A 26,499-nucleotide genomic window follows, 5' to 3' on the forward strand; every position below is an offset into this window, starting at 1 on the left:
GATAATGGAATTCGGATTTACAACGGCGGCCTATGTCGTCGCGGCTGTCCTCTTCATCCTCAGCCTTGGCGGACTGTCAGGCCAGGAAAGCGCCAAGCGCGCGGTGTGGTACGGGATCGTTGGCATGGCGCTGGCGGTTGTGGCGACCCTGATCGGACCGGGTGCCGGTCTGTGGTGGTTGTCGGTTCTTCTGATCGCTGGCGGTGGTGCCATCGGCTATGTCGTGGCGACGCGCGTGCAGATGACAGAAATGCCTCAGCTGGTTGCGGCGATGCATTCGCTGGTTGGTCTGGCGGCTGTGTTCGTTGGCTATAACGCGCATATCGAACTGGGCAATGTTCTGGCCATGGGTCATGACGAACGCGAGGCTCTGGACGGGTTTGCGGCGTTGCTGGCGCATAAGACACCTGTCGAACAGACGATCCTGCGGGTCGAGGTGTTCCTGGGCGTCTTTATTGGTGCTGTGACCTTTACCGGATCGGTCATTGCCTATGGCAAGCTGGCGGGCAAAGTGTCTTCGGCAGCGACCAAGCTTCCGGGCGGTCATATGCTGAATGCGGGTGCTGCGGCGCTCTCGTTCATCTGCCTGATCTGGTACATGAACTCTGGCGGGTTCTTCCCGCTATTCATCATGACCTTGGCAGCGCTGTTCATCGGCTATCACCTGATCATGGGTATCGGCGGTGCTGATATGCCGGTGGTTGTATCGATGTTGAACTCGTACTCGGGTTGGGCCGCGGCGGCGATTGGCTTTAGCCTTGGCAACGACCTTCTGATCGTTGTTGGTGCGCTGGTTGGTTCGTCTGGTGCGATCCTGTCCTATATCATGTGCAAGGCGATGAACCGGTCGTTCATCAGCGTGATCCTGGGCGGCTTTGGCGGCACCACGGGTCCTGCAATGGAAGTCGAAGGCGAGATGATCGCAATCGAAGCCGACGGTGTCGCAGCCGCTTTGAACGACGCGGACAGCGTCATCATCATCCCGGGCTACGGCATGGCCGTGGCGCAGGCACAATCGGCGGTGAGTGATCTGACCAAGAAGCTTCGGGCGCAGGGCAAGAACGTGCGCTTTGCGATCCACCCCGTTGCCGGTCGTTTGCCGGGGCACATGAACGTGCTGCTGGCCGAAGCCAAGGTTCCGTACGATATCGTCATGGAAATGGACGAAATCAACGATGACTTCCCGGAAACGGACGTCGCCATCGTGATCGGGTCAAACGACATCGTGAACCCGGCCGCTCAGGAAGATCCGAATTCGCCCATCGCGGGCATGCCGGTTCTTGAGTGCTGGAAGGCCAAGCAGGTGTTTGTGTCCAAGCGCGGTCAGGGGACCGGGTATTCGGGCATCGAAAACCCGCTGTTCTACAAAGAGAACACGCGCATGTTCTACGGCGACGCCAAGGCATCGCTGGATAAACTGCTGCCAATGATCGACTGACCGACGCCACGTCGTCTTTGACGGCGTCGCAAGGAAAGCGTTTGCTCCGTCCCATGTATTGGGGCGGAGTTTTTTTATGTCGGACATGATGGCATTCGGGCGCAAGATCCTGTCTGAACAACCGTTCAGCGTGGCCCTTGGGGCCGAATTGACTGTCTTTGAAGAAAGTAAGGCCGAGCTGACATTGGCTTTGCGCGAGGATCATCTGCAGCAGAACGGTTTTGCCCATGGCGGGGTTGTCAGCTATCTGGCGGACAACGCGCTGACCTTTGCAGGCGGTTCCGTTCTGGGGCCTGTCCTGACGCTTGAGATGAAGATCAACTATGTCCGCCCCGCGACCGGGGACCGGTTGGTCGCGCGGGCCGAGGTGCTGTCTGCGGGCCGCACACAGGCCGTTTGCCAGTGCAAAGTCTTTGCTGTGTCCAAGGACAGCGAAAAGCTGTGTGCCGTCGCACAAGGCACTGTGATGATCGCATCGCGCTAAACTGAAGAAATCGCTTGAGCTGGAGTGTACTCCAGCCCGTAAGCTGATGGCGACTCGGATGAAATGGAGATCGCCAGTGAAGATTTCGGACGTGGCCGCGCAAAGCGGTCTCAGCATCGACACCCTGCGCTTTTATGAAAAAATCGGTCTGATTGATCCGCCACCCCGCGATGGGGCAGGCCGGCGCGACTATGACCCTCAGGTTTTGGGATGGATCCGGTTTCTGGATCAGCTGAATGCCACTGGCATGAAACAGGCTGACCGCATCCGGTATGCCCGGCTTAGGGCGGAGGGCCCGCAGACCTGCGCACAGCGGCGCGAGATGCTGGAAGCCCATCGTGAGCAGGTGGCCTTGCAACTGGAACAGGTCAAAAACACGCTGGCGCTGATGGACCGCAAGGTAGCGTTGTACCGTGACATGGAACAGGAGATGATTGAAAATGTCTGATGCATTGGAAAAAGGCCGGGACCTGCTGAAAGGCATGAATCCGGGTCTCGAAGACATTCTGGTCGATCGCTATGATGATCTGATCCCCGAAATGGCAGAAACGTTGGTCGAATGGGCCTATGGTCGCCACTATGCCCGCGACGGGGTCGACCTGAAGACCCGCCAGTTGTGCACGATTGCGGCGCTTACCGCATTGGGCGGACAGACCGGCCCGCAACTGAAGATCAACATCGAACATACGCTGGCCGCCGGAGCTGATCGTCGCGAGATCGTGGAAGTTATCTGGCAGATCGCGGTCTATGGCGGCCTGCCCGCTGCGATCAACGGCTTGAATGCGGCCAGAGACGTGTTTGACGCGCGCGATGCCGCGTGATTGGCCCATGGGTTTGGCGGGGCAGATAACGGTTGGCGGTTCGGTATACCTTGGTATCCATTTAAGGTATTGAAATAGAAGGATTTACTTTTTTAAAGTGCATGGCTAAAAGTCACGCAGACCCCCGAAGGACACCTTATGCCGCCGATCCCGGATCATCCGCTGCGCTATCAACTGGCTAACGAATTGCATGCGCGCCCGTTTCCCCCGATGCAAAGCTCTTGCACGGTGGTTCAACTGGCGATCAAGCAACCCAGCCAGGCCGTCAGTCGGGACCGTACGGCGGATCTTGAGCATCTGAAATCACTGCTGGACCGGCACGGGGCACCTTACCCACAGCCCGGCGCGACACATCACTCGGCGCAGCTTGGTCGGCATGTCCTGAAATGGGAACAGCATACCGAGTTTGTGACGTATACGGCGTTTTCCGACGGGCTCAGCGCACGGGCGTTTGATCCGGCAGATTTTGAGGTCTTCCCAGGCGATTGGCTGGATGAGGCCCCCGGTGTCAGAATGACTTCGATTTCCTTGCGCGTGTGTCCGCGTCCGGACGAGGCCGGGATTAACGCGGCGCTGGCGGACTGGTTCGTTCCCGAAAGTCTGGCGGTTGCGCACGTGCTGGACGATGCCGCTGTCGCCGCCGGAGACTTCCGGATCGACCCGGCGGGCCACATGCGGTTTGCCGTGTTCGCTGGCCCCGAGACCGGTCAACGCCGGATCGGTCGGGTTGTGCAGAGGTTGCTTGAGATCGAAACCTATAAATCGATGTCGATGCTGGGCTTTTCCCGGGCGCGTGAATTGTCGGGGCCTCTGGGCGAGCTGGATAACCATCTGAGCGAATTGATGGTGCGGATGACCGGGAATACCTCGGATGCTGCGGTTACCCTGACCAGCCTGCTGTCGATCTCGGCCGAGCTTGAGACGATGGGGGCCCGCGCCTCGTTCCGTTTTGGGGCGACCGGGGCGTATGAAGCCATTGTCGCGCAGCGCATCGGATCGTTACGCGAAACCCGGTTTCATGGCCGTCAGACGTTCGCAGATTTCATGGTTCGGCGGTACGAGCCTGCCATGCGGACTGTGAAATCGACCGAGGGCCGTCTTCAGGCGCTGGCAGACCGCGCCATGCGGGCCGGGGATTTGTTGCGCACCCGGGTCGATGTGGAGCGCAGCGCCCAAAACCAGGCATTACTGGAAAGCATGGACCGCCGCGCCGATCTGGCATTGCGATTGCAGCATACGGTCGAAGGTCTGTCTGTGGTGGCGATCAGCTATTACGCCGTGTCCTTGGCGTCTTATGCGCTGTATCCCCTCGCCAAGATCTTTGACCTCAGCAAGGGGATGCTGACTGCGGTGGTCACTCTGCCGGTTGTGGCATTGGTGTGGTGGTCTGTTCGCCGGATTCGGAAACGCCTCGACTGATCAGGGCGTTGGTGCCAAGCACGCCGACGATGATCGAAACCAGCGCCAACACCGCCGAGATGCCCAGCGACGGAACCCCGGCAAGACCGGCGCCGATGGTGCAGCCCCCGGCCAGAACCGCGCCTGTGCCCATCAGAACGGCCCCGGACAAGTAGCGCAGGGTCTGTTGCGGGGTTTCAAAGCTTTGCAGACGGAACTGGCCGAACACCAGCGCGGCAATCAGGCTTCCGCCCAGCACACCCGCCATCAGGCCCGTGCCAAAGCCCGGAGCGACTGCCGTGGCCGCAATGACATAGAACAGGCTTTCGGCGCTGGGGGAGGCGAAGGACAGGCTTTCCATTGCAATCGGGTCAAAGTCGTCAAACAGGACAAAACCGGTGCCAACCCAGCCCAGCGGAACCAGCAGGCCCAGGGCGATGGCCCCGATCAGGACGATGGGCCGGTTGCCCGAGCGAACGGCAGCCCACAGACCAGCAGCGACCAGCAGTCCGGTCCACAGCATCGGAGCGCCGGGCAGGGTGCCACTGTCGAGCGACAGGGTTTGAGATTGCAGCGCGGTGCGCAGGGGCGCCAGAACGCCTTTGAGTGTTGCGTGGGTGACAATGGCGGCAACCACGATCACGGTCAGTGCCCGCAGATTCCCCGTGCCGCTCAGCACCCAAAGCCGACCGATGCAGCCCCGGGCCAGAACCATACCGATGCCGAACAGAACGCCACCAAGGGCAATCGCCAGAACGGGGATGTCGGTGGTGACAAAACGGTGGCCATCAAAGCTGATGAGGTCCTGTCCGATGGCCAGTTGTGTGCCAAGGATTGCGACGGCCAAAGCCAGCAACCAGACGCCCCCGGCCTGACGTCTGTCGTCGCCGATCAATGCGCGTCTCAGGCAGAAACCCGTCAGCAGGCCCAAGGCGCCGAACGCCAGGCCAAGAGCAAGGCCGAACCAGGCCGAGGCGGCCTGAGGGGTAAGATCGAGGGCAAGGGATTCATACATGGGGCAGCTCCACGTTTTCTGGAATTTTTTCCCAGATGTCGGTAAAAGCTGGCCAAATCAACCTATTCAGACGTGTGATTGTGTTTGCTTGGGGGAACAGTGTTCTCAATTGGGTCGCGTGATGCAAACGAATACACCAAGGGCGCGGCCATTTTGGAACCGCGCCCTTTGAATGCCAGACATGACGACTGGAGTGTTCTTATTTGACGTTCAGCGTCCGCGGATCCGTGGGTCCAATGCGTCGCGCAGGCCATCGCCCAGATAGTTCACGCTGAGCACGGTGAGCGAGATCATGATGCCCGGAAGGATTGACCGCTCGGGATAGCTGGCCACCCGGTCAACTCCGTCGTTCAGAAGACGACCCCAAGTCGGGAAGTCGGGTGGAAAGCCGAAGCCTAGGAAGGACAGCGCGCTTTCGGTGATGATCGCGGTTGCGATACCCAAAGTTGCCGACACCATGATCGGAGACAGCACATTCGGCAGTACATGGCGCAGGATCAGATGTCTGTTATTGGTGCCGATCGACCGGGCGGCCAGCACGAATTCACGCTCTTTCAGGGCCAGAACGTCGCCCCGGACGATCCGCGCAGTCGGCATCCATGAGGTCACGCCGATCAGCATCACGATCAGGATGAATGTCCCGCCTTCGGGGCCGAACATCGCCGACAGCGGATCACGAAACAACAACGACGCGACAAGGATCAGGGGCAGCAGCGGCAACGCCAGAAACAGGTCGGTCAGACGCATCAGAATGCCGTCCAGTTTTTTCACATACCCGGCCAGAACTCCGACCAGCGTGCCAAGAAACAGCGCCAGCAGCATCGCGGTCAAACCCACGGCGATGGACACCTGGCCGCCGAACATCAGGCGGGCCAGCATGTCGCGGCCCAGATTGTCGGTGCCCAAGGGGTGCGACCAGTCGACTTTGGCATCCGCATCAAACAAGCCAACCCAGATCGGCCGCGTGTCGCGCAGATTGATGAAATCGCGACCCTGCGGCAGGAACTGCGGGTCAATGCCCCACAGCAGCGGGCCGATATAGACCGACGAGATGATGAAGATGAACACGAACGAGCCAAACAGCGCGCCCTTGTGGGTCTTGAACTGGTCCCAGACATCCATCCACTGACTGCGCGCTGGGGTCGACAGGTCTTGCAGGGGGCCAGCAGCGGCGGGCAGGATCGTCGATGCGGGGGCGAGGCCTTCGTCTGGTACGAAGTTGTCCTTATCAGTCATAGCGGATCCTCGGGTCCATGAGGCCATAGAGCACGTCGGCGATCAGATTGAACACGACGATCAGCACTGCGAAAATGAAGGTAAGCGTTTGCACCATCGGCAGGTCATTGGCCTGAATGGCACCGATCAGCAACTGGCCGATGCCGTTCACCTTGAACACCTGCTCGGTGATGATGGCGCCGCCAAAGATCGCAGGGATCCCCAGCGCGATTACTGTGATGACGGGGATCATCGAGTTGCGCAGAACATGCGTCATGACAACCGTGTATTCGCGCAGGCCCTTGGCACGGGCGGTGCGCACATAGTCCTGGGTGAGGTTGTCGAGCATCGAGGCGCGCATGAACCGGCTGGTTTGTGCGGTGATCTGCAGTGCCAGCACCATGACCGGCATGATCATCTGTTGCAGCTGTTTTAAGAAGCTCTCCCAGTCTGTGACCTTCAGCGTCGTATCATAGATCGACGGGAACCAGCCCAGATTGACCGAGAAGATGACGATCACCAGAACGCCCGAAAAGAACGGCGGGACCGAAAAGCCGATCATCGACACAAACGTGCCCAACTGATCAAACCAGCTGTACTGGCGATACGCGGAATAGATGCCGATCGGGATCGCGATGATGGTGGCCAGCACATAGGCGGTTCCGACCACCCAAAGGGTCTGGGGCAGGCGCTGAACGACGATGTCCATCACCGGCGAGCGGGTCTGCCACGAAATCACGCGCAGATCGCCTTCGGAGAACGTGGTGCCGATCATCCAGTCGATCAGCACCTGCGGTTCGATCCAGAAGAACTGCACCAGCCATTTCCAGAACCGGATATGCATCGGCTGGCCAAGGCCAAGCGCCTCGCGCATCTTTTCCTTGACCTCGGGCGGCACGGTCAGCGGGACCTGTGCCATCGGGTCTCCGGGAGCGAGTTCGAGAAGCAGGAAGATCACGAGACTGATGAACAAAAGCGTCGGGACAGCGAGAACCAATCGACGAATGGTGAATGTCAGCATTCAGGGCGCCTTTGCAGCATAGTCTTTTTGTTGTTGGGCGAGGTCGGAAGTACCCCACCCCGATACATGACCGGGGTGGGGCAGGTCGGTTTACGACCCTTTCTTACGGTACCAGTCGGCTGCATTCCACAGCTCACTGTCCCAAACGTTCAGGATAACGCCACCCAGCGAATTCGCATGGGCTGACAGACGTCCACGGTGCACCAGCGGGATCATGCCGCCACCTTCGACAATCATGTCGTTCAGCTGCTTGGCGATTGCCGAGCGGGCTTCCAGACCTGCGGTCTTGGCCAGTTCTGCGTGCAGTGCGTCAAACTCTTCGCTGCAGAAGCGCGAGATGTTTTCACCTTGCCACTGGGTTGCCGGGCTTGGGGCTTTGTCGCACAGGCCGTTGCCCATGTAAGACTGCGGATCTGTGCCATTGAAGGTGTTGGCATACATTTCCACGTCAGCATAGAACTTCTGGAAGGTGTCAGGCGAACCGGGGTCACCACCAAAGAACACAGACGCGTTCAGGTTACGCAGCTCTGTTTCGATGCCGATCTGGCTCCACCACTCCTTGATCAGCGCCTGGAAATCCTGACGGACGGCGTTGGTCGAGGTTTGGTACAGAATGCTCATCTTGACGCCATCCGGGGTCTCGCGGACGCCGTCACCGTTGGTGTCCTTGTAACCGGCGGCTTCCAGCATCGCCTTGGCGCCTTCGATGTCCTGTGTCGAACAATCGAATGTGTCCGAATTGAACGCCGCCGGGGCGGGCACCCAGTTGCAGGTCACTTTACCGGCTTTGCCATAGCCGACTTCGACCAGAAGCGGACGGTCGATGGCCATCGACATTGCCTTGTACACGGCAGGATCACCCAGGAACGGGTGCGGGCGAACAACGGACCTTTCGTCCGGGCCAAGTGCCGGATCGGGGTTCGTGTTGTTCAGCATGATTCGCTCGACCAGAGGACCGAAGCCCGCGACCGGCGTGCCTTTGCCGCCTTCTTCCATCTTGGCGATGACGTCGGGTGCCAGCTGCAGGTTCCACGCATAGTCGAATTCGCCGGTTTCCATAACCGCGCGACCAGCTGCGGTTGCGTCGCCGCCACCTTTGAAGGTCAGTGTTGCGAAGGCTGGTTTGGCCGGATCGCGATAGTTCGGGTTGGCGGCCATCGTGATCACGTCATTCGGTTTGAATTCGGTAACCATGAACGGGCCAGTGCCGATCGGATTAAAGTTCTGCTGGGTGCATTCGGGGGCCTTGGCGCCCATGCAGTCAGCAAACTGCGCGGCCTGAATAATCGGGTTTTCACCGCCCACAAACGGGCCGTAAGGGAACGGCGTCGGCTTGTCGAAGCTGACTTTGACTGTCAGATCATCCAGTGCTTCAACCGAGGTCACACCATTGAACTTGGTCAGCTGGGCACAGCCGCCATCCGGGTCCATGCAGTAGTCGGCGGTGAATTTCACGTCGGCCGAGGTAAACGGCGTGCCGTCTGACCACAGGATACCGGGGGCAATTTTCCAGGTAATCGACGTCAGGTCGGCGCTGACGCCGCCGTTTTCTACCGTGGGGATCTCGGTTGCGAGAAACGGAACCATCTCGCCGTTTTCGTCATAGCGGGCCAGCGGCTCCACGATGAGCGATGCGGATTCGACGTCTTTGGTGCCGCCCGAAAGGAATGGGTTCAGAATCGACGGGGCTTGCCAGTAAATAATGCTGACATTTCCGTCCGATCCGCGTTCCGCCATGGCCATCGGGGCCAGTGCCGTTGACGCAATCGCACCAAGCAGTAGCGCTTTCAGTTTCATACTACACTCCATGTTTGACACATACGTGCCTTGTTATCATTGCGCGGCGTGGACCGCGCGGAATATGCGGTTCTTGGGGGTAAGTATTTGTACGAGTGGAAAACACTGAACGTGACACATTGTGCCCCGATCCCCCCGAACCGGATACTGCGACCATCGAAACAGAGTTTTCGGAAATTGCAAGCCTTGCCGTCGGAAATTGGCCATCGGGGTTTGACACTTTACCCGCCACAGTCTTAGCGTTCGGCATCACGTTCAGGGAGCGCACAAGTGCTGGATCAGCCGATTGCCCAAATCCAAGGCCTACGGGTCGAGTTTCAAACAAAAGATGGACCCGTAGTGGGCGTCGAGGATGTTTCTTTCGACGTCAATCCGGGGGAAACCGTTTGTATCGTTGGCGAATCCGGGTCAGGGAAATCGGTCTCTTCGCTGTCTTTGATGCGACTTGTCGAGTTCGGAGGTGGTGAAATTTCAGGCGGCCGCCTGCTTTTTGATCGAAAAGATGGCGGCGTGCTGGATCTGGCGCAAACCGATCAGGATCTGATGCAAAAGATCCGCGGCAACGAAATCGGGATGATTTTTCAGGAACCGATGACGGCCCTGAACCCGGTTTTCACGGTCGGCCGCCAGTTGACCGAAGGATTGCGTGTGCACAAAGGCATGACCAAGCCCGAGGCAGAGGCCCGGGCGTTGGAGCTTTTGAAGCATGTCCGCATTCCGGAACCCGAGCGCCGTCTGACCCAGTATCCGCACGAATTGTCGGGTGGAATGCGCCAGCGGGTCGTGATTGCCATGGCGATGGCGTGTGAACCGCGTCTTCTGATCGCGGACGAACCCACCACTGCATTGGATGTGACCATTCAGGCTGAAATTCTGGCGTTGATGGACCGGCTGAAACGGGAAACCGGCACGGCGGTCATGTTCATCACGCATGACATGGCCGTTGTCGCCCAGATGGCGGACCGTGTTGTTGTCATGTTCCGTGGCAACAAGGTGGAAGAAGGCCCTGTTGAAGAGATTTTCGCCAACCCAAGGCACGCGTACACCAAGTCTTTGCTGGCGGCAGTGCCCAAACTGGGTGAGATGCGCGGCAAAGCGGCCCCCGAACCGATGAAGTTGATGGGCGTCGAAAACCAGAATCTGGATCCGATTCCGGGAACTGACCAGGTACTGCTGCGGGTCAAAGGGCTGACAACCCGGTTCCCCGTCAAAGGCGGGTTCTTTCGCCGCACGCTTGCCAACGTCCATGCCGTCGAAGACCTGTCGTTCACCGTCAACAAGGGGCAAACCCTCAGCCTTGTTGGCGAATCTGGCTGTGGCAAATCGACGGCGGGTCGGTCGATCCTGCGACTGGTCGAACCGATGGCAGGCGAAGTCGATCTGGACGGGGTCGATATCATGAAGCTGGACGAACGCGGCCTGCGCGAGGCGCGGCTTGACATGCAGATGATCTTTCAGGACCCGTTTGCATCTCTGAACCCCAAGATGAAGCTAGAGGATCAGGTCGCCGAACCGATGCGCAACTATGGCACTGCCAGCGGAACGGATCTGGCCGACCGCGTTGCAAACCTGTTCGACCGGGTGGAATTGCCGCGCAGTTTCATGCGGCGCTATCCGCACGAGATGTCCGGCGGCCAGCGCCAGCGTATCGCCATTGCCCGCGCATTGGCGCTGAATCCCAAGCTGATCATCGCGGATGAAGCGGTGTCGGCGCTGGATGTGTCAGTGCAGGCGCAAGTGCTGAACCTGATGATGGAGTTGCAATCAGAGCTTGGCATCAGCTTCCTGTTCATCAGCCATGACATGGCCGTGGTCGAACGCGTCAGCCATCATGTCGGCGTGATGTATCTGGGCCGGATTGTTGAGATGGGGCCGCGTTCCCGAGTGTTCGAAAACCCGCAGCACGCCTATACCCAGACCTTGATGAAGGCGGTTCCGATTGCTGATCCGCATCGGCGAAAATCAGAAAAAGACTTGAATTTCAAGCCCATCCCATCGCCAATTCACAATCTGGATTATGATCCAGCACCATCCGAATACAAAGAGGTTGAACCGGGTCACTTCGTGCTGACCACTGACAGCGGGTACTGAGCGTGGCTGATCCGCAGTCGCCCCCAGTCCTTAAGCAGATCACACCCTTTGTTCCCTGTACGTCGCTAGACACGCAGGTGGCGTTCTACCGGGATGTGCTGGGATTCGAGATCGGATTTCTGGCGGAAAATTACGCATTTCTGCACAGGGACTCCGTCGCCATCAGGCTGGTCGAAGTCTCGGGCCACGTCGATCTCAAGCATCCTGAGCGGGAAAACTCTTTCTATATCGACGTCAACGGGCTGGACGCGCTGTATGAAACCATGAAACCCGCGCTGGACAGTTTGCCGGCTGAGCGTGTGCGTGCGCCGTTTGATCAGGACTACGGCCAACGCGAGTTCCATGTGGCAGACGAAGATTGTACTTTGGTGTTCTTTGGCGAACCGGTGAAAATGTGACGATGAAACTTACGCCACTCGAATTGATGACCAAACTCATCAGCTTTCCCACTGTCAGCCGGGATACCAATCTGCCGCTGATCGACTGGGTCGAAGGCTATCTTGGGTCGCACGGGATCAAAGCGTACCGCTGGCCGGACCCGGACCAACCGCACAAGGCGGCCTTGTTCGCCCATGTCGGCCCATGGGAAGAAGGGGCCGTAGTGCTGTCGGGTCATACCGATGTGGTGCCCATTGATGGGCAGGACTGGAGCAGCGATCCGTTCACCGTGACCGAACGGGACGGCAAATATTACGGGCGCGGCACCTGTGACATGAAAGGCTTTGACGCGCTGGCGATCTGGGCCTTGGTCGAAGCCCAGACGCGCGGTGTCAAACACCCTCTGCAACTGGCGCTCAGCTTTGACGAAGAAGTCGGGTGCACCGGGGCACCGCCAATGATCGAGGCCATGCAACCCGTTCTGCCAAAGGGCGGGCCGGTGATCGTCGGGGAACCGTCGATGATGAAGACAGTGACCGGACACAAGGGCGGGCAGGGGTTGAGAACCCATGTCATCGGACATGAAGTTCACAGCTCGCTTCTGCATATCGGGGTCAATGCGATCATGGCCAGCGCACCGCTAATCACGTGGGTCAACGATACCAATGTTGCCAACCGCGACAAAGAACCGGGCCCGCTGGCGGCGATGTTTGACCCGCCATACACCACGGCGCATATCGGCATGATCTCGGGCGGGACGGCGCATAACATCACAGCTGGTGAATGCGACTTCGCGGTCAGTTTCCGGGTCGTGCCCGGCGAAGACCCGCAAGCCTGGTGCGACGCCTACACCGAAGCTGCGTTGCAGGTGCAAAGCGATATTCAGGCCATCCACCCCGATACCCGGGTCGAGCTTAGCCCATGGTTTCGCGTGCCCGCCCTGGTGCCTGAAGACAATGGCGCAGCCGAAGCGCTGACCCGGCAACTGACCGGTGACAACGAAACCCATGTGGTCAGCTATGGCACCGAAGCCGGGCAGTTTCAGGAAGCCGGGTATTCCGCCGTGGTTTGCGGTCCGGGCGATATCGCGCAGGCCCACCAGCCCGACGAATTCATCACCATAGAACAGTTCAACGCCGGCCATGCCTTCATGGAAAAACTTTTGGCGCGTTTGCAACAAGGATAACCCGATGCCGATCAAGAACCGCCTTGCCGAAACTCACGACGAAATCACCGGCTGGCGCCGGCATCTGCACGAAAACCCCGAACTGATGTTCGACGTTCACGAAACCGCGGCCTTTGTGGTCGACCGGCTGAAAGAATTCGGTGTTGATGGCATCACCACCGGCATCGGCAAGACCGGTGTCGTGGCGACCATCAAGGGCAAAACCAATACCAGTGGCCGGGTGATTGGGCTGCGTGCGGATATGGATGCCCTGCCGATTGTTGAGGCGACCGGGCTGGACTATGCGTCAAAAGTGGCGGGCAAGATGCATGCCTGTGGCCATGACGGGCACACCTCGATTCTGTTGGGGGCGGCGCAATACCTTGCTGAAACCCGCAATTTCGACGGCACTGTTGTGCTGATCTTTCAACCTGCCGAAGAAGGCGGCGGGGGTGGGCGCGAGATGTGCAAGGACGGTCTGATGGACCGATGGAACATTCAGGAAGTGTATGGCCTGCACAACATGCCGGGGCTTCCGGTCGGTGAATTCGCCATCCGGCCCGGACCGCTTCTGGCGTCGGCGGATGAATTCGAAATCGTGGTGACCGGCAAGGGCGGGCATGCCGCTGCGCCGCACGAGGCGATTGATACCACGCTTGCTGCGGCTCAGATCGTGGTGTCGATGCAATCTATCGTGGCCCGCAACGTGAACCCGGTGAAACGGGTGGTCGTGACCATCGCGACGTTTGAAACCGACAGTAACGCGTCAAACGTCATTGCTCACACCGTGCGCATGACCGGCACCGTGCGCACGCTGGACCCGGACGAACGCGCAATGGCCGAAGACCGCGTACGCCGTGTGGCGCTGAACACAGCCGAAGCCTTTGGCGCAACGGCCGAGGTGCACTGGGAAGAGGGGTATCCGGTGACCGTCAATTCCGAACAGGAAACCGAATACGCGATTCAGGCTGCGCGGCGGGTGACCGACAAGGTCGATACCGAAACCGATCCGATCATGCCGGCAGAAGATTTTTCATTCATGCTGGAAGAACGGCCCGGGGCCTATATCTTCTTGGGCAACGGGGACACGGCGATGTGTCATCATCCGGCGTATCAGTTTGATGATGATGCGATCCCGATGGGCTGCAGCTGGTTTGTCGAACTGGTCGAAGCGCGGATGCCCGCAAGCTAAGGAGCCAAACATGCCCATCAAGAACCGTCTGGCCGAGCTGCTGCCCGAAATCGCCGCATGGCGTCAGGATATTCACGCGCATCCGGAACTGGGCACCGAAGAACACCGCACAGCAGCCCTGGTAGCTGACAAACTGGCAGCCTTCGGGTGCGATGAAATCGTTCCGGGCGTCGGGGGCACCGGCGTGGTCGGCGTGATCCGGGGCAAGGCCAACACGTCAGGGCGAGTGATCGGGTTGCGGGGCGACATGGACGCCTTGCCGATTCTGGAAGCCTCGGGCGTAGACTATCCCTCGCGGAACGAAGGCGTCATGCATGCATGCGGCCATGATGGCCATACCGCGATGCTGCTGGGGGCTGCCAAATATCTGGCCGAGACCCGCAATTTCGATGGTACCGTGGTGCTGTTGTTCCAACCGGCCGAAGAGGTCGCTTTGGGGGCCAAAGGCATGATCGACGACGGTGTGATGGACCGGTTTGGCGTCGATGAGGTGTATGGCATTCACAACATGCCCGGCCTGCCGGTTGGTCAATTCGCGATTCGCCCGGGGCCTTTGCTGGCAGCGACAGATGAGTTTTTCATCACGGTTGGGGGCAAGGGCGGGCACGCCGCCGAGCCTCACACGTCGATCGATCCGACCGTGATCGCAAGCCATATCGTGATCGCGCTGCAAACCATCATCAGCCGAAATGCCGACCCGATTGTGCAGGGCGTGGTGTCGGTGACATCCGTTGACACCTCGTCACATGCGTTCAATGTGATCCCACAATCGGTAAAACTGCGCGGCACGGTCCGCACTCATTCTGCCGACTTGCAGGATCTGATTGAACAGCGGTTGTCAGATGTCGCGACAGGGATCGCTGCCAGTTTTGGCGGGCAGGCGCAGGTTGAATATCTGCGCCACGTTCCGATCACGATCAATACGGATGAAAACACCGCGTTTGCTGAAGGTATCGCGCGCAGCATTGCGGGCGATTGCAGCGAAGCATCCCTGATCATGGGCGGCGAAGATTTTGCCTTTATGCTGCAGGAACGCCCCGGCGCCTTCATTTTCCTTGGAAATGGAGACAGCGCGTCCTTGCATCACCCCGAATACAACTTCAACGATGAGACGATCCCGGCCGGGTGCAGCTGGTTTGCTGAACTGGTCGAACGCCGGATGCCGGCGGCCTGATCCAAGCGACACTACAGGAAGAGAGCAAGCACATGCCCGTAAAGAACCGTTTTGCAGAATTGCAGGGTGAAATCACCGAATGGCGGCGTGACATCCACGAAAACCCCGAAATCTTGTTCGATACGCATCGCACCTCTGCGCTGGTTGCGGAAAAGCTGCAAGAGTTCGGCGCGGATGAAGTTGTCACTGGCATCGGCCGAACCGGTGTTGTCGGGGTGATCAAGGGCAAATCCGACAGCAAGGGTAAGGTGATTGGCCTGCGGGCGGACATGGATGCGCTGCCGATCCTGGAAGCGACCGGGTTGGACTATGCCTCAAAAACGCCGGGTGCGATGCACGCCTGCGGTCATGACGGTCATACGGCGATGTTGCTGGGGGCGGCCAAGTACCTGTCCGAGACGCGCAATTTTGACGGCACAGTTGTTGTGATTTTTCAGCCTGCCGAAGAAGGCGGTGCCGGCGGGAAAGAGATGTGCGATGACGACATGATGGCGCGGTGGGGAATCGACGAAGTCTATGGCATGCACAATTGGCCGGGTCAGCCGACGGGGTCTTTCGCCATTCGCTCGGGCGCCTTCTTTGCCGCTACCGACCAGTTTGACATCACATTGGAAGGTCGAGGCGGCCACGCCGCAAAACCGCATGAAACTGTGGATACGACGGTGATGGCGGCCCAGGCCGTGCTGGCTCTGCAAACCATCGCCAGCCGGAACGCGGACCCGATTGACCGGGTTGTAGTGTCGGTCACGTCGTTCGAAACCTCGTCGAAGGCCTTCAACGTGATTCCGCAGAAAGTGCAGTTGAAGGGCACTGTGCGGACGATGACAAAAGAGATGCGCGAACTGGCCGAAACCCGGATCAAAGAAATCTGTGACGGTATCGCGGCAACCTTTGGCGGAACCGCAGATGTCACATACATCCGTGGCTATCCCGTCATGGTGAATTCGGAAGAACAGACCGAATTTGCCGCCGAGGTCGCGCGCAAGGTGTCGGGTGACTGTGTCGAGGCACCGCTGGTGATGGGCGGCGAGGATTTTGCCTTTATGCTGGAAGAACGCCCGGGGGCCTACATTCTTGTGGGCAATGGCGATACGGCCATGGTTCATCACCCGGAATACAACTTCAACGATGAAGCGATCCCGGCAGGGTGTTCGTGGTATGCCGAGCTGGTCGAACAGCGGATGCCGTCTGCCTGATTGTGATGGCGGGAGGGGGCTGTCTGCCCCCTCTTGAGCCTCTGGCTCAATTCACCCCCGAGGGGATTTGAGACAAGAAAGAAGCCAAGGGGCGGTTTTAGCAAAAAGGGCAGGTCATGCTGAATCTGGATCATGTTGCCGTCGCGGGGACGGTTCTGGCAGATGCGGTCGAGGCCGTGGAGGTCGCACTAGGGGTCAAAATGCAGCCGGGCGGGCAGCATGATGTGTTTTTTACACATAATCGGCTGCTTGGGCTGGCTGATGGGCTGTATCTGGAAGCGATCGCGATTGATCCGGCAGCGCCGAACCCGGATCGCCCCCGCTGGTTTGATCTGGATCGATTTGAGGGTTCGGCCCGGTTGACCAACTGGATTTGCCGAAGCGGTGATCTGGCGGCTGAGCTGAAGGGCTTGCCGGTTGATGCAGGGCAACCCGTGGCTTTGCAGCGGGGGGATCTGCTCTGGCAGATGGCGGTGCCGCAATCCGGGATCTTGCCGTTTGACAACATGTTTCCCGCGCTGATCGAGTGGCAGACGGATCGGCATCCGGCGCAGATGTTAGCGCCTACGGGCTGTGCCTTGCGTCGCCTTATCGTGAGCCATCCTGATGCGGCAGGCTTAAGCGCGGTGTTGTCGGACCGATTGGCGGATGGGCGGGTTGTCATTGAGCCCGGTCCTGCCGGGGCGATGGCCGAGTTTGATACGCCGCACGGGCGGCGCTTGTTGCGGTGATTGTGCGGCCTGCAATCGCGGCGGATGCCCGGTCGATCTGTGCCATCACCAACCCGATCATTCGCGATACCCTGATCACGTTCACAACGCGCGAACGCCTTGAGAGCGAGGTTGCTGAAGAGATTTTCGAGAAAGGCGCGCGGTTTCTGGTGGCTGAAGATCAGGGCGCGGTTCTTGGATTTGCCAGTTATGGCCCGTTCCGGTCTGGTCCGGGCTATGTCCATACGGCTGAACATAGTATCCAGCTGTCTGCGCAGGCGCGCGGCAAGGGTGTCGGGCGCGAACTGATGAGCCGGTTAGAGGATGTCGCGCGCCAAGACCGTATCCATGTCCTGATTGCAGGGGTCAGCGCGGCCAACTTTGACGGCATCGCATTTCATGAAGCGATGGGGTTTTCCGAGGTCGGGCGCATGTCGCAGGTTGGGCGCAAATTCGACCAATGGCTGGATCTTGTGCTGATGCAGAAAAAACTGGCCTGATCCCTTTTGGCCGCACCTGACTTTACGTGAGAGGCAGGTTAGGTTGGCGGCATGTCGATCTGGACTCGTATATCTGATGCGCTGGGCGCTCTGACCAGCGGTGAAAGCCTGACCGAGGTTTTTGAACGGCTGCGCACGCCGCCGCAGCGCAGCGTGGCCTTTGCCATTGCCGTGATCGCGCTGGGGGCCAAGATGGCCAAGGCGGATGGGCAGGTCACCCGGGACGAGGTCATGGCGTTTCGCGAGGTCTTTCAGATCGCGCAGGAGGATGAAGCTGGGGCCGCGCGGGTGTTCAACATGGCGCGTCAGGACGTGGCCGGATACCAGGATTATGCCCGACAGATCGGGCGGATGTTCGAATCTGATCCCGATGCCCTGTTGGATCTTGTGGAAGGGTTGTTTCACATCGCAATGGCCGATGGGTTCTATCATCCGGGTGAGAATGCCTTTCTTGAGGACGTTGCGACGATTTTCGGGATGAACCCGGCGCAATTCGGCACGATCAGGGCGCGTTTTGTGCCTGATTCCAAACCCGATCCCTATAAGGTTCTGGGAGTGTCGTCGGATATGCCACTGGCCGATATCCGCAAAGCCTGGCGCCAGCAGGTCCGCGATAGCCATCCCGACAAGATGATTGCGCGCGGTGTGCCGGAAGAAGCCGTGCGGCTGGCAGAAAAGCGTCTGATTGCGATCAATCAGGCATGGGAAGACATCAACAAAAAGGCCGTCTGATGCGGCTTGCAACGTATAACGTTGAATGGTTCGCGAACCTGTTTGACAACCAGGATCAACTGATCGTCGATGATGGCTGGTCCGGGCGTCAGGATGTGACGCGGGCGCAGCAGATCGAGGCCTTGGGCAAGGTGTTTGTCGCGTTGGACGCGGATGCCATAATGGTGATCGAAGCCCCGAACACGGGTCGCAAGCAGAATACAGTCAAAGCGCTTGAGGGGTTTGCCAAAGCGTTCGATTTGCGCCAGCGCCGCGCCGTGATTGGCTTTGCCAACGACACGCATCAGGAAATCGCTCTGATGTACGACCCGGATGCAATCAGCGTCGTTCACGACCCGATCGGAGAGGTTACGGGGCGCAAGGGCAGCCCCGACGCGCCGCGGTTTGATGGGACTTTCCGGATCGATCTTGATGTCGATGCGACCGAGGATCTGGTGCGGTTTTCCAAACCGCCGCTGGAACTGGGCGCGACCACTGCCGGGGGAACCCGGCTGCGCCTGATCGGCGCGCATCTGAAATCAAAGGCTCCGCATGGCGAGCGGACCCGCAACGGGATCATGCGCGCTTCGATCGCGAACCGGCGCAAGCAGATGGCGCAGGCGGTCTGGTTGCGGGCCCGGATCGACAGGCATCTTGCAGACGGCCAAAGCGTGATCTTGCTGGGGGACATGAATGACGGGCCCGGATTGGATGAATTCGAACATCTGTTCGGGCGGTCTTCGGTCGAAATCCTGCTGGGCGAAAATTTGTATGATCCGCACGCCCGCAAGGTTAGCCAACCGCGTCCCGGGGCTGTTCCGACATCGGCGCGGTTCAAGATTTCAGGCGATGGCAGGTATCTGCAGGCACTTCTGGATTACATCATGATCTCTCAGGATCTGATGGCAAAAAATCCGGTCTGGCGCATTTGGAACCCGTTCGAAGACGAAGCATGTTGGTCGATTCCTGAATTGCGTGACGCGTTGCTGACGGCGTCAGATCACTTCCCTGTGACGCTCGACATTGACATATAGCCCTTATCAGACGGGGTTGGCGCGATTATATATTCGGGTATGAAACAGATTTCTGCCGTCCTGATCGTTGCTGCCCTGTCGGTGTCTCCGGCATATGCGGAAGACCCTAAATCCGACTTGGAACAAGGGCTTGAGCTTTTGTTTGACGGGCTCCGCGAGGAGATGGCGCCCGCCATTATCGAGCTTGGGGATCTGGCCCGCCAGTTCGGACCATCCATGCGCAGCTTCTTTGAAGAGATGGGCCCGGCCCTTGCCGAGATGATGACCGAGGTGCAGGATTGGAGCCGGTATGAGATGCCCGAGATGTTGCCGAACGGTGACATCATCATCCGCCGCAAGCCAGATCCGGCCCCCGAAGAACCGGAAGCAGAGCCTCAGGAAGACACCGCACCCGACAGGGCTATTGATATCTGACGGTCAGCGCCGGACGCGGATATTGACTTCGGCTTCAAGCGATTGCACCAGTGACATCAGCCGGGCTTCGGCGACCTCACCGAACAGCGGCTGCGCTTCTTTGGTCAGGGTCAGATCCAACACTTTCTTCTTCGGGTACCATTTGAACTGCGCCATTTCGGCGTCCGGCTGCATCCATAGCATGGCGCCAAAACGCATTGCTTTGCCAAGGATTTCGGCCTGTTTGATTTCGGCCTGAGGGATCAGGTCGTACAGTGGTTCAAAGCGTGTTCCGTCGCGTTTGTTGCGATAGCGGTGAAGCAAGGCGAGGCCCATGAACACGCGTTCTGAATGGCGGATGCCGCCCAGGTTGGCACGGGTCGCGTTGTCAAAGCAGGTTTCGGCCCGGTAATCCGGATGCGCCCGCCAGCTGACGTCATGCAACAGGCACGCAGCCTTGATCAGGCGCAGCCGGGCGTGCGGAACCGAGGAAAACAAGGGCCGCACAAAGTTGAACAGCGTTTTTCCAAACCCGGGCAGGCGGGCATCTTTGGCTTCGGCGAAATAGCAGGCCTCGATCAGCGGATCGCGTTCACGCAAGCGTTGCGGCATCTGTTCGTACAACAGCCCCTCGCGGATCCCATAGCTTGAGATTGCGATATCTTTGGGCCTGAACGTCCGATTCAGCCGGTGCAGGACTTCGATGGCATAGGGCACCAGCGCGGCCCGCGCAGAGGACACCCCGGCCCGTGATCGGATGTCGTCCAGATCTCCGGACTCGATAAAGGCGATGGTGTCGCGCACCGCCTGCGCATTCATCCGGTACTCATGCAGAACCGTCAGCGGATAGCCCCGGCGCAACATGTCGATCCGGGCAATCGCACGCCAGCTGCCGCCGACCAGAAACAAGCGATCCGGTTGCGGGCCCATCCGGTCGTGAAGATCTTCCATGACCGTCTTGATATGCGCCTTGCGCCCGCTCTTGCCGCCCTTGACGTCGCGCAGTTTCAGCGGCCCGAGGGGCGAGGTGACGCGCTTGCCAACCCGGCCATCGTGAATTTCGGCCAGCTCCATCGACGACCCACCAATATCGCAGACCAACCCATAGGAACCGGGCCAGCCAAGCAAAACACCCTGGGCTGACAGCCGCGCTTCTTCTTCGCCGTCTATCACCCAGATCTTCAACCCGGTTTCGCGCTGAACTTCGGCGCAGAATTCGGGGCCGTCTTCGGCATCGCGCACGGCGGCGGTGGCAACGGCGGTCAGGGGCGGCAGATTCATGCCTTCGGCCAGACGCTGGAACCGGCGCATGGCTGCAAGGGCGCGGTCGCGGCCCTTGGGATTCAGGCGACCGGATTCCGACAGGCCGGCCCCCAGGGCGCACATGATTTTTTCGTTGTAGAAATAGGCAGGCGAGCGTGCCGCGCCATCAAACACCACCAGCCGGACCGAGTTCGATCCGACGTCAATCACGCCGACCCGTGATAGGGCACGGGCCGAAGGGTCATCAAACAAGGGGCGGCCAAAAATGCCCCAGTCGGGGGTCTCGGTGTTTTGCGGCAGAGTCATCTTATCCCCCGATAGCTGGCCCCAAGATGAGCGATACCGGGCGTCCGGTCAATCTTGGCTGGCTGTGTCGCCGTGGCGCAGGGTGGCTCATTTCGGGTTCAGAACCCGGGCGACGAATTGGCGTGACAGGTTCTTCTTTTCGGTCAGCGCGGTCCGGTCCAGCCGTTCGACCAGCAACGTTGCCTCGGCAAAAGACCGGTCCATATGCGCGACCATGTAAGGAATGACATCGGGTTTCGGCACGATGCCGCGATCGGTGAACAGCTTTGCCAAGATTACGCTTAGCAAGGCATCGTCAGGCGGGTCCAGCAGCGCAGTCTGCGTGCCCTGCAGCCGGCTTTGCAGATCCGGCAGCGAAAACGGCTGATGCGCAGGAGTGCCTTGCCCGGTCAGCAACAAGGGCTGGCGTTCGGCAAGGATCAGGTTGTGCAGATGAAACAACGCGTTTTGCGCCTCGGCATCCTCTGCGATCTGGTGGACGTCTTCGACCACCAGCGGGCCGGTAACCAGTTCTGGAACCAATGCCTCGTTCAGGGCAGTTGCGGCGATGATCCTTGCACCGGTTGCCCCGGCCCAGACATGGGCCAGATGGGTTTTCCCCGAGCCGACTGGTCCCGAAATCATCAGCTTGCCGCCTGGCCAGTTTTGCCAGATGTCCAGCAAAGCGACCGCCATAGCATTGGACGGGGCGACAAAAAAATCTTCCCGTCCCAGCGCCGTTCTCGCCGGGAGCTCAAAACTCAGCTGTTCATGCATGTTATTCAGCGTCCTTGTGGGACACACCCTGATACAATTGGCTGCTCAGATACTGATCAACCCCAAACCGCGCAACGACCCCCATGGCCGCAGCCACCGGAACGGCCACCAGCATCCCGACAAAGCCGAACAGGGCGCCAAAAACCGACAGAGCCAACAGCAACCAAACGGGGTGCAGCCCGACCGAGCTGCCAACCAGTTTCGGTGTCAGGAAATTGCCTTCGATGACCTGACCCACGGCAAAAATGCCGGCGATCAACCCGATCTGAGCCCAATCGCCCCAGAACTGAAACAGCGCCAGCCCGATGGCCAGCGCGCCACCGATCAGGGCACCAAGATAGGGAATGAACGTCACCAAACCGGCAATGAACCCGACGATCAGCCCGAATTGCAGCCCGGCCAGCATCAGCGCAACGGCATAATAGGTTCCGAGAATCAGGCACACCGTGCCCATCCCACGGATGAACGACGCCAGCGTCTGGTCGATCTCGGACGCCAGTTTGCGGATGACCGGGGCGTGGTCACGTGGCAACAGGCCATCGATCTTGGCGATCATGCGGTCCCAGTCCAGCAGCAGATAAACCGACACAACGGGTACGATGACCAGAAGGATCACGATATTCAAGGCGGACAGGGCCGACCCCAGAACGGTCTGCAACACTTCGACCGCGCGGCTTTTCAGTGTATCGATGATGGTCAGCAAGGTCTGATGAGCACTTGAATCGCGTTCCATCAAAGACGGGAACCGCTGATCTACAAAGGCACGCAGATCTTTGAAAAGTTGTGGAAGGACGTCGAGCAAATCGATCAACTGATTGATCAGGGCCGGCACCACCAGAAGCATCATCAGCACAAACAGCAGGATGGCAACGACCGTGATCAGTGCGGTGGCCGCAGCCCTGGTCAGCCCCCAGTCTTCCAGCTTATCGGCCACTGGGTCGATAAAATACGCAATCGCTGCCCCCAAAACAAAGGGCATCAGCACATCGCCCAGGAACCATAACACCACTACGAGTCCGGCCAAAGCGAGGCCCCAGTATCTAAGCTGGTCTTTTGCCGGAAGTGCCATGATCTGCCCGCTGGTAAGAATGCCCCTACATTGCCGGTTCACCGGGTGGGTTCAAGGGCCGTTTCGCGTGTATTGGGCGCCGCGGTCTCGGATATCAGCCCGTCATAGGCAGCAAGTCGCGCGAATGGGCGGCAATGGTCCGGGCCATGCTGGGATGGCCCGGACCGAAGCAGATCAAACCTCGATCGCCTGCATCAGCACGGGTTCGATGACATCGACGCCGGGCAAGCCGTCGATCAATACCTGGGCAGACTGTTCGAGGATCGGGAAGGTCTTGTAGTGGGCAGGGATCACGGTCTTGAAATTGAAGTATCGTTTGGCCGCATAGGCGGCCCCGGCCATGTCCATCGTGAAGTGGCCGCCGGCGCTGAGGATGCCGATGTCGGGTTTATAATAATCGCCCATCCAGTCCATATCAGCCATGATGTCGGTGTCACCGCTGCAATACAGTGTTTTGCCTTCGGCGCGGATCATGAAGCCGGTTTCCGTGCCACCCGGTGCCAGGCCGTCAGGAGTGCGGAAGGTCGATGAATGCTCGGCCTTGACCATCGACACTTTGACGCCGTTCAGATCGACCGTGCCGCCTTTGTTGAACCCGATGGTTTCGATGCCTTCGGTTTCGGCCCACAGCCCCATGACATCATACTGACCCACAACCGGCACGTTCAGCTTGTTCGCGAGCGGAATCGCATCCGCTGAATGATCAAAATGCGCATGGGTCATCAGGATATGGGTCGCGCCAGCAGTTGCAGTGTCATGGCTTTTCTCGGGCAAGACCGGGTTGCCGGTCAGCCATGGGTCAAGCAATAGCACCGCATCCCCGGTTTCAATTCGGAAAGAGCCGTGGCCAAGCCAGATAATCTTCATGGTGTCCTCCATTTACGTTTGGTCCAAGCCTAACACCGGCTATGTAAATTTCCATGGACTGGTTTGCCGAAATTGATGCCTATTGCGAACGACTTGGCCCCGGGTATTGGGCCGAGCCGCTGAATGCGGTCACCAACCTTGCCTTCATCCTCTCAGCCTTGCTGATGTGGCGGCGGGCCGATGGCGTTCCGATGGGGCGTGTGCTGGCGGTGATCCTGTTCGCAATTGGGGTCGGCAGCGCTCTTTGGCACACGTATGCGCAGGGCTGGGCAGGGGCGGCGGATACAGTACCGATTCTGATGTTTATCCTTGTATATATCTTCACGATCAATCGGGATGTGTGGGGGCTGACCTTGTGGCCTGCTGTGGGGCTGACGGCATTGTTCATTCCTTACACCGCTGCACTGGTGCCAGTCTTCTCGCGCGTTCCCGGTTTGGGCGATTCTGCAGGATACGCTCCGGTGCCTTTACTGATCCTGATTTATGCGGGTCTGTTGCGCAATCGCGCGGCCAGAACGGCGCGCGGTTTGGCCATCGGCGCGATCTTATTGATCCTGTCGATCATGTTCCGCGCGCTAGACGATCCGATTTGTGGCGTCTGGCCGACAGGAACGCATTTCCTGTGGCACATCCTGAACGCGATTATGCTCGGTTGGATGATTGAGGTCTTTTGCCGTCACCAGCGCGACGCTGCGGCGTGATGGACCTGCACCTGAGGTTCCGTTAGCATGTGAAGTGCATCGTGGGAGGATGACATGGGATCGCGTTTTTGGGTCGTCTTCGGAGCTTGCCTGACACAGTTCACGATCATCGGCATATTTGTGTCATCGGGCCTTTTCTTCAAAATCTTCGAAGTTGAATTCGGCTGGTCGCGCACTGTCCTGTCCTCGGCATCTGCGCTGGGCGTGTTGATGATGGGCGTGCTGGCGATGGTGTCAGGGCGGCTGAGCGACCGGTATGGGCCGCGCCGGGTGCTGGCGTTCAACGGCGTGGCCTTTGGACTTGGTTATATCCTGTTGTCGCAAATGACGGCTGAATGGCAATTGTTCGTGATTTTTGGCGTGTTCCTGGGGCTTGGCTTCGGCTCACACGACGTGGTGACATTGTCGACGGTGGCGCGCTGGTTCGAGGCGCGGCGAGGTATGATGACAGCCGTGGTCAAAGTCGGAACAGCGGTCGGGCAGGTGGCCGTGCCGCCCATCGTTGCGATCATGATCGCAGGTATGGGGTGGCGACCTGCGGTTTTGACGCTGGGCATTATCGCGACGGGCCTGTTGCTGATCGCGGCCATGTCGATGAAAGCGCCTCCGGTGCGCACCGGAGCCACACCAACCGCTGCGGCGACTGGTGTCGAGTTCGTCGAGGCCCAGCGCACGCGCATCTTCTGGACGCTATGTGCGGTTCAGTTCCTGTTCTTCCCGACCATGATGACCCTGCCGCTGCACCTACCGGCGCATGGGATGGATCTTGGAATGACACCGACTTTGGCCGCCGGTCTGATCTCGGTCATGGGGGCGTCCAGCATTGCCGGGCGGCTGGTCATCGGACGTCTGCTGGACATGATTGGCGGGCGCAACTGCTATCTGGTCAGCCTTGCCTGTTTGATCGCGGCGCTGGGGCCGATCTCGTTTCTGACGGCGCACCTGCCGCTGTTTGCCATGGTCGCCGTCTACGGGTTCGCGCACGGGGCGCTGTTCGTCGTGGTATCACCCACAGTGGCCGAATACTTTGGGATGCGCGCGCATGGGGCTATTTTCGGCGTCGTGGTGTTCTTTGGCACAATCGGCGGGTCGATTGGCCCGATCCTGGCGGGGGTGCTGTTCGATATGACGGGCACCTACACGATCGCTTTCCTGACACTGATGGCAATGGCGGCGCTGGCGTTCATTCTGATCCTGACCTTGCCACGACCAAGGCGCGAAGCAGCCTGATCCGGACCTGTGGCCTCAATCCACCTGATGCACTTCGATGACATTGCCGTCCGGGTCATAGAAAAAGATCTGGCTCCACCCCGCGACAGCGGCATTGCCCCAATCGGAATAGGGGATGCCCTGATCCTCTAGCTGTTTCTTGAACGCCGCCAGATCGTCGGTGCGATAGGCAATATGCCCATGGCTGACCGGGTTGACGATCTGGCCTGTGTTGAACCCCGCGTGAACATCCTTTTGGGCCAGATGCATCTGGATGTCGCCATCGGTGACAAAAGCCACATCCCCCGCATAGCCCTTTTTCTTTTCCAGGGTCGGCAACCCGCCACTTTCCGCATCCAACCCAAGAACATCGCGATAGAACCGGTCCATGCGATCGACGTTTTCGGTACACAAATTGATATGATGCAGTTTCAGTTTCATGGTGTGCCCCTCCCGGCCTTGCGCCACCATGCCCGTGGTTCGGCGCAAGGTGCAAGCCTGCGGTCTGCCAGCCGCCCGCATCCAGACATTCCACTATCTGAACGTGTTGTTGCCCAATTCCCGCCTTCAAATCCGACAATACAAAAAGTAGTTA

General features: G+C 59.2%; 27 protein-coding genes. 18 read left to right on the top strand and 9 right to left on the bottom strand.

Features of this window, described 5'->3' with window-relative positions:
- Positions 1–4: 4 nt before the first annotated feature.
- The 5 genes from FOY56_RS04695 to FOY56_RS04715 all read left to right on the top strand — a co-directional run bounded on the left by FOY56_RS04695 (position 5) and on the right by FOY56_RS04715 (position 4,162).
- Complete coding sequence (locus tag FOY56_RS04695) at positions 5–1,438, top strand: NAD(P)(+) transhydrogenase (Re/Si-specific) subunit beta (RefSeq protein WP_146344669.1); 1,434 nt, start codon at positions 5–7, stop codon at positions 1,436–1,438.
- A 76-nt stretch (positions 1,439–1,514) separates the two neighbouring features.
- On the top strand, positions 1,515–1,922 hold the full coding sequence (locus FOY56_RS04700; protein ID WP_146344670.1) for a PaaI family thioesterase: 408 nt from the start codon (positions 1,515–1,517) through the stop codon (positions 1,920–1,922).
- 76 nt (positions 1,923–1,998) lie between these two features.
- Entirely contained in the window at positions 1,999–2,370 is a 372-nt protein-coding gene (locus FOY56_RS04705; RefSeq protein ID WP_146344671.1) for a MerR family transcriptional regulator, read from the top strand.
- The gene (locus FOY56_RS04710) at positions 2,363–2,743 is read left to right on the top strand and encodes a carboxymuconolactone decarboxylase family protein (RefSeq protein ID WP_146344672.1); all 381 of its coding nucleotides are present in this window, start codon (positions 2,363–2,365) and stop codon (positions 2,741–2,743) included. Before FOY56_RS04705 ends, FOY56_RS04710 begins: the two co-directional genes overlap by 8 nt.
- 138 nt (positions 2,744–2,881) lie before the next feature.
- Positions 2,882–4,162 (top strand): DUF3422 family protein, encoded by a 1,281-nt coding sequence (locus FOY56_RS04715; RefSeq protein ID WP_146344673.1) that lies wholly within the window; start codon positions 2,882–2,884, stop codon positions 4,160–4,162.
- Here the strand turns inward: FOY56_RS04715 and FOY56_RS04720 are convergent.
- From FOY56_RS04720 to FOY56_RS04735, 4 genes are all read right to left on the bottom strand, one after another.
- Positions 4,098–5,156, bottom strand: coding sequence for a YeeE/YedE family protein (locus tag FOY56_RS04720; RefSeq protein ID WP_146344674.1), 1,059 nt, complete (start codon positions 5,154–5,156; stop codon positions 4,098–4,100). The genes FOY56_RS04715 and FOY56_RS04720 overlap by 65 nt on opposite strands.
- Before the next feature lie 210 nt (positions 5,157–5,366).
- Complete coding sequence (locus FOY56_RS04725) at positions 5,367–6,392, bottom strand: ABC transporter permease (RefSeq protein WP_146344675.1); 1,026 nt, start codon at positions 6,390–6,392, stop codon at positions 5,367–5,369.
- Positions 6,385–7,392 carry an ABC transporter permease gene (locus FOY56_RS04730; RefSeq protein ID WP_146344676.1) on the bottom strand — a complete coding sequence of 336 codons (1,008 nt, stop codon included), beginning with the start codon at positions 7,390–7,392 and terminating at the stop codon, positions 6,385–6,387. Before FOY56_RS04730 ends, FOY56_RS04725 begins: the two co-directional genes overlap by 8 nt.
- A 90-nt stretch (positions 7,393–7,482) precedes the next feature.
- Positions 7,483–9,189, bottom strand: coding sequence for a peptide ABC transporter substrate-binding protein (locus tag FOY56_RS04735; RefSeq protein WP_146344677.1), 1,707 nt, complete (start codon positions 9,187–9,189; stop codon positions 7,483–7,485).
- A gap of 270 nt (positions 9,190–9,459) precedes the next feature.
- Between FOY56_RS04735 and FOY56_RS04740 the strand changes: the two genes are divergently transcribed.
- The 11 genes from FOY56_RS04740 to FOY56_RS04790 all read left to right on the top strand — a co-directional run bounded on the left by FOY56_RS04740 (position 9,460) and on the right by FOY56_RS04790 (position 19,754).
- Complete coding sequence (locus FOY56_RS04740) at positions 9,460–11,280, top strand: ABC transporter ATP-binding protein (protein WP_146344678.1); 1,821 nt, start codon at positions 9,460–9,462, stop codon at positions 11,278–11,280.
- 2 nt (positions 11,281–11,282) lie between these two features.
- Positions 11,283–11,678: a bleomycin resistance protein gene (locus tag FOY56_RS04745; protein WP_146344679.1), complete on the top strand. Its 396-nt coding sequence runs from the start codon at positions 11,283–11,285 to the stop codon at positions 11,676–11,678.
- Complete coding sequence (gene argE, locus FOY56_RS04750; RefSeq protein ID WP_146344680.1) at positions 11,675–12,844, top strand: acetylornithine deacetylase; 1,170 nt, start codon at positions 11,675–11,677, stop codon at positions 12,842–12,844. Before FOY56_RS04745 ends, argE begins: the two co-directional genes overlap by 4 nt.
- Positions 12,845–12,848: 4 nt before the next feature.
- On the top strand, positions 12,849–14,015 hold the full coding sequence (locus FOY56_RS04755) for a M20 aminoacylase family protein (RefSeq protein WP_146344681.1): 1,167 nt from the start codon (positions 12,849–12,851) through the stop codon (positions 14,013–14,015).
- Between the two features lie 10 nt (positions 14,016–14,025).
- Positions 14,026–15,189, top strand: a complete 1,164-nt coding sequence (locus tag FOY56_RS04760) for a M20 aminoacylase family protein (protein ID WP_146344682.1) — start codon at positions 14,026–14,028, stop codon at positions 15,187–15,189.
- Between the two features lie 32 nt (positions 15,190–15,221).
- On the top strand, positions 15,222–16,385 hold the full coding sequence (locus FOY56_RS04765; protein WP_146344683.1) for a M20 aminoacylase family protein: 1,164 nt from the start codon (positions 15,222–15,224) through the stop codon (positions 16,383–16,385).
- Between the two features lie 119 nt (positions 16,386–16,504).
- Complete coding sequence (locus FOY56_RS04770) at positions 16,505–17,116, top strand: VOC family protein (RefSeq protein WP_146345136.1); 612 nt, start codon at positions 16,505–16,507, stop codon at positions 17,114–17,116.
- Entirely contained in the window at positions 17,113–17,595 is a 483-nt protein-coding gene (locus FOY56_RS04775) for a GNAT family N-acetyltransferase (protein ID WP_146344684.1), read from the top strand. Before FOY56_RS04770 ends, FOY56_RS04775 begins: the two co-directional genes overlap by 4 nt.
- A 51-nt stretch (positions 17,596–17,646) precedes the next feature.
- Entirely contained in the window at positions 17,647–18,327 is a 681-nt protein-coding gene (locus FOY56_RS04780) for a molecular chaperone DjiA (protein ID WP_146344685.1), read from the top strand.
- Positions 18,327–19,340 carry an endonuclease/exonuclease/phosphatase family protein gene (locus FOY56_RS04785; RefSeq protein WP_146344686.1) on the top strand — a complete coding sequence of 338 codons (1,014 nt, stop codon included), beginning with the start codon at positions 18,327–18,329 and terminating at the stop codon, positions 19,338–19,340. The genes FOY56_RS04780 and FOY56_RS04785 overlap by 1 nt, the downstream gene beginning before the upstream one ends.
- A gap of 39 nt (positions 19,341–19,379) precedes the next feature.
- Positions 19,380–19,754: a hypothetical protein gene (locus tag FOY56_RS04790; RefSeq protein ID WP_146344687.1), complete on the top strand. Its 375-nt coding sequence runs from the start codon at positions 19,380–19,382 to the stop codon at positions 19,752–19,754.
- A 3-nt stretch (positions 19,755–19,757) separates the two neighbouring features.
- Here FOY56_RS04790 and FOY56_RS04795 read toward each other — a convergent pair whose 3' ends face one another.
- The 4 genes from FOY56_RS04795 to FOY56_RS04810 form a co-directional block, all read right to left on the bottom strand.
- On the bottom strand, positions 19,758–21,302 hold the full coding sequence (locus FOY56_RS04795) for a Ppx/GppA family phosphatase (RefSeq protein ID WP_146344688.1): 1,545 nt from the start codon (positions 21,300–21,302) through the stop codon (positions 19,758–19,760).
- An 87-nt stretch (positions 21,303–21,389) separates the two neighbouring features.
- Positions 21,390–22,058, bottom strand: a complete 669-nt coding sequence (locus FOY56_RS04800; RefSeq protein ID WP_146344689.1) for a P-loop NTPase family protein — start codon at positions 22,056–22,058, stop codon at positions 21,390–21,392.
- A gap of 1 nt (position 22,059) precedes the next feature.
- Positions 22,060–23,127 carry an AI-2E family transporter gene (locus FOY56_RS04805; RefSeq protein ID WP_146344690.1) on the bottom strand — a complete coding sequence of 356 codons (1,068 nt, stop codon included), beginning with the start codon at positions 23,125–23,127 and terminating at the stop codon, positions 22,060–22,062.
- A 174-nt stretch (positions 23,128–23,301) separates the two neighbouring features.
- A complete protein-coding gene (locus tag FOY56_RS04810) occupies positions 23,302–23,994 on the bottom strand; it encodes a metal-dependent hydrolase (RefSeq protein ID WP_146344691.1) in 693 nt (230 codons plus the stop codon).
- Positions 23,995–24,047: 53 nt separating this feature from the next.
- On the opposite strand from FOY56_RS04810, the gene FOY56_RS04815 reads away from it, so the two are divergent.
- Positions 24,048–24,695 (top strand): ceramidase domain-containing protein, encoded by a 648-nt coding sequence (locus tag FOY56_RS04815; RefSeq protein ID WP_146344692.1) that lies wholly within the window; start codon positions 24,048–24,050, stop codon positions 24,693–24,695.
- 54 nt (positions 24,696–24,749) lie between these two features.
- A complete protein-coding gene (locus FOY56_RS04820; protein ID WP_146344693.1) occupies positions 24,750–25,925 on the top strand; it encodes an MFS transporter in 1,176 nt (391 codons plus the stop codon).
- A 15-nt stretch (positions 25,926–25,940) separates the two neighbouring features.
- Here the strand turns inward: FOY56_RS04820 and FOY56_RS04825 are convergent, their stop codons facing one another.
- Positions 25,941–26,345, bottom strand: coding sequence for a VOC family protein (locus FOY56_RS04825; protein ID WP_146344694.1), 405 nt, complete (start codon positions 26,343–26,345; stop codon positions 25,941–25,943).
- Positions 26,346–26,499: the final 154 nt, after the last annotated feature.

This window comes from Falsiphaeobacter marinintestinus, from assembly GCF_007923355.1.
Lineage (GTDB): Bacteria > Pseudomonadota > Alphaproteobacteria > Rhodobacterales > Rhodobacteraceae > Phaeobacter_A > Phaeobacter_A marinintestinus.

Excerpts from the sequence above, each read along its gene's own strand:
- FOY56_RS04695 (WP_146344669.1), top strand. The coding sequence starts at position 5 with ATGGAATTCGGATTTACAACGGCGGCCTATGTCGTCGCGGCTGTCCTC.
- FOY56_RS04700 (WP_146344670.1), top strand. The coding sequence starts at position 1,515 with ATGTCGGACATGATGGCATTCGGGCGCAAGATCCTGTCTGAACAACCG.
- FOY56_RS04710 (WP_146344672.1), top strand. The coding sequence starts at position 2,363 with ATGTCTGATGCATTGGAAAAAGGCCGGGACCTGCTGAAAGGCATGAAT.
- FOY56_RS04715 (WP_146344673.1), top strand. The coding sequence starts at position 2,882 with ATGCCGCCGATCCCGGATCATCCGCTGCGCTATCAACTGGCTAACGAA.
- FOY56_RS04720 (WP_146344674.1), bottom strand. The coding sequence starts at position 5,156 with ATGTATGAATCCCTTGCCCTCGATCTTACCCCTCAGGCCGCCTCGGCC.
- FOY56_RS04725 (WP_146344675.1), bottom strand. The coding sequence starts at position 6,392 with ATGACTGATAAGGACAACTTCGTACCAGACGAAGGCCTCGCCCCCGCA.
- FOY56_RS04730 (WP_146344676.1), bottom strand. The coding sequence starts at position 7,392 with ATGCTGACATTCACCATTCGTCGATTGGTTCTCGCTGTCCCGACGCTT.
- FOY56_RS04735 (WP_146344677.1), bottom strand. The coding sequence starts at position 9,189 with ATGAAACTGAAAGCGCTACTGCTTGGTGCGATTGCGTCAACGGCACTG.
- FOY56_RS04755 (WP_146344681.1), top strand. The coding sequence starts at position 12,849 with ATGCCGATCAAGAACCGCCTTGCCGAAACTCACGACGAAATCACCGGC.
- FOY56_RS04760 (WP_146344682.1), top strand. The coding sequence starts at position 14,026 with ATGCCCATCAAGAACCGTCTGGCCGAGCTGCTGCCCGAAATCGCCGCA.
- FOY56_RS04765 (WP_146344683.1), top strand. The coding sequence starts at position 15,222 with ATGCCCGTAAAGAACCGTTTTGCAGAATTGCAGGGTGAAATCACCGAA.
- FOY56_RS04780 (WP_146344685.1), top strand. The coding sequence starts at position 17,647 with ATGTCGATCTGGACTCGTATATCTGATGCGCTGGGCGCTCTGACCAGC.
- FOY56_RS04785 (WP_146344686.1), top strand. The coding sequence starts at position 18,327 with ATGCGGCTTGCAACGTATAACGTTGAATGGTTCGCGAACCTGTTTGAC.
- FOY56_RS04790 (WP_146344687.1), top strand. The coding sequence starts at position 19,380 with ATGAAACAGATTTCTGCCGTCCTGATCGTTGCTGCCCTGTCGGTGTCT.
- FOY56_RS04795 (WP_146344688.1), bottom strand. The coding sequence starts at position 21,302 with ATGACTCTGCCGCAAAACACCGAGACCCCCGACTGGGGCATTTTTGGC.
- FOY56_RS04800 (WP_146344689.1), bottom strand. The coding sequence starts at position 22,058 with ATGCATGAACAGCTGAGTTTTGAGCTCCCGGCGAGAACGGCGCTGGGA.
- FOY56_RS04805 (WP_146344690.1), bottom strand. The coding sequence starts at position 23,127 with ATGGCACTTCCGGCAAAAGACCAGCTTAGATACTGGGGCCTCGCTTTG.
- FOY56_RS04810 (WP_146344691.1), bottom strand. The coding sequence starts at position 23,994 with ATGAAGATTATCTGGCTTGGCCACGGCTCTTTCCGAATTGAAACCGGG.
- FOY56_RS04815 (WP_146344692.1), top strand. The coding sequence starts at position 24,048 with ATGGACTGGTTTGCCGAAATTGATGCCTATTGCGAACGACTTGGCCCC.
- FOY56_RS04820 (WP_146344693.1), top strand. The coding sequence starts at position 24,750 with ATGGGATCGCGTTTTTGGGTCGTCTTCGGAGCTTGCCTGACACAGTTC.
- FOY56_RS04825 (WP_146344694.1), bottom strand. The coding sequence starts at position 26,345 with ATGAAACTGAAACTGCATCATATCAATTTGTGTACCGAAAACGTCGAT.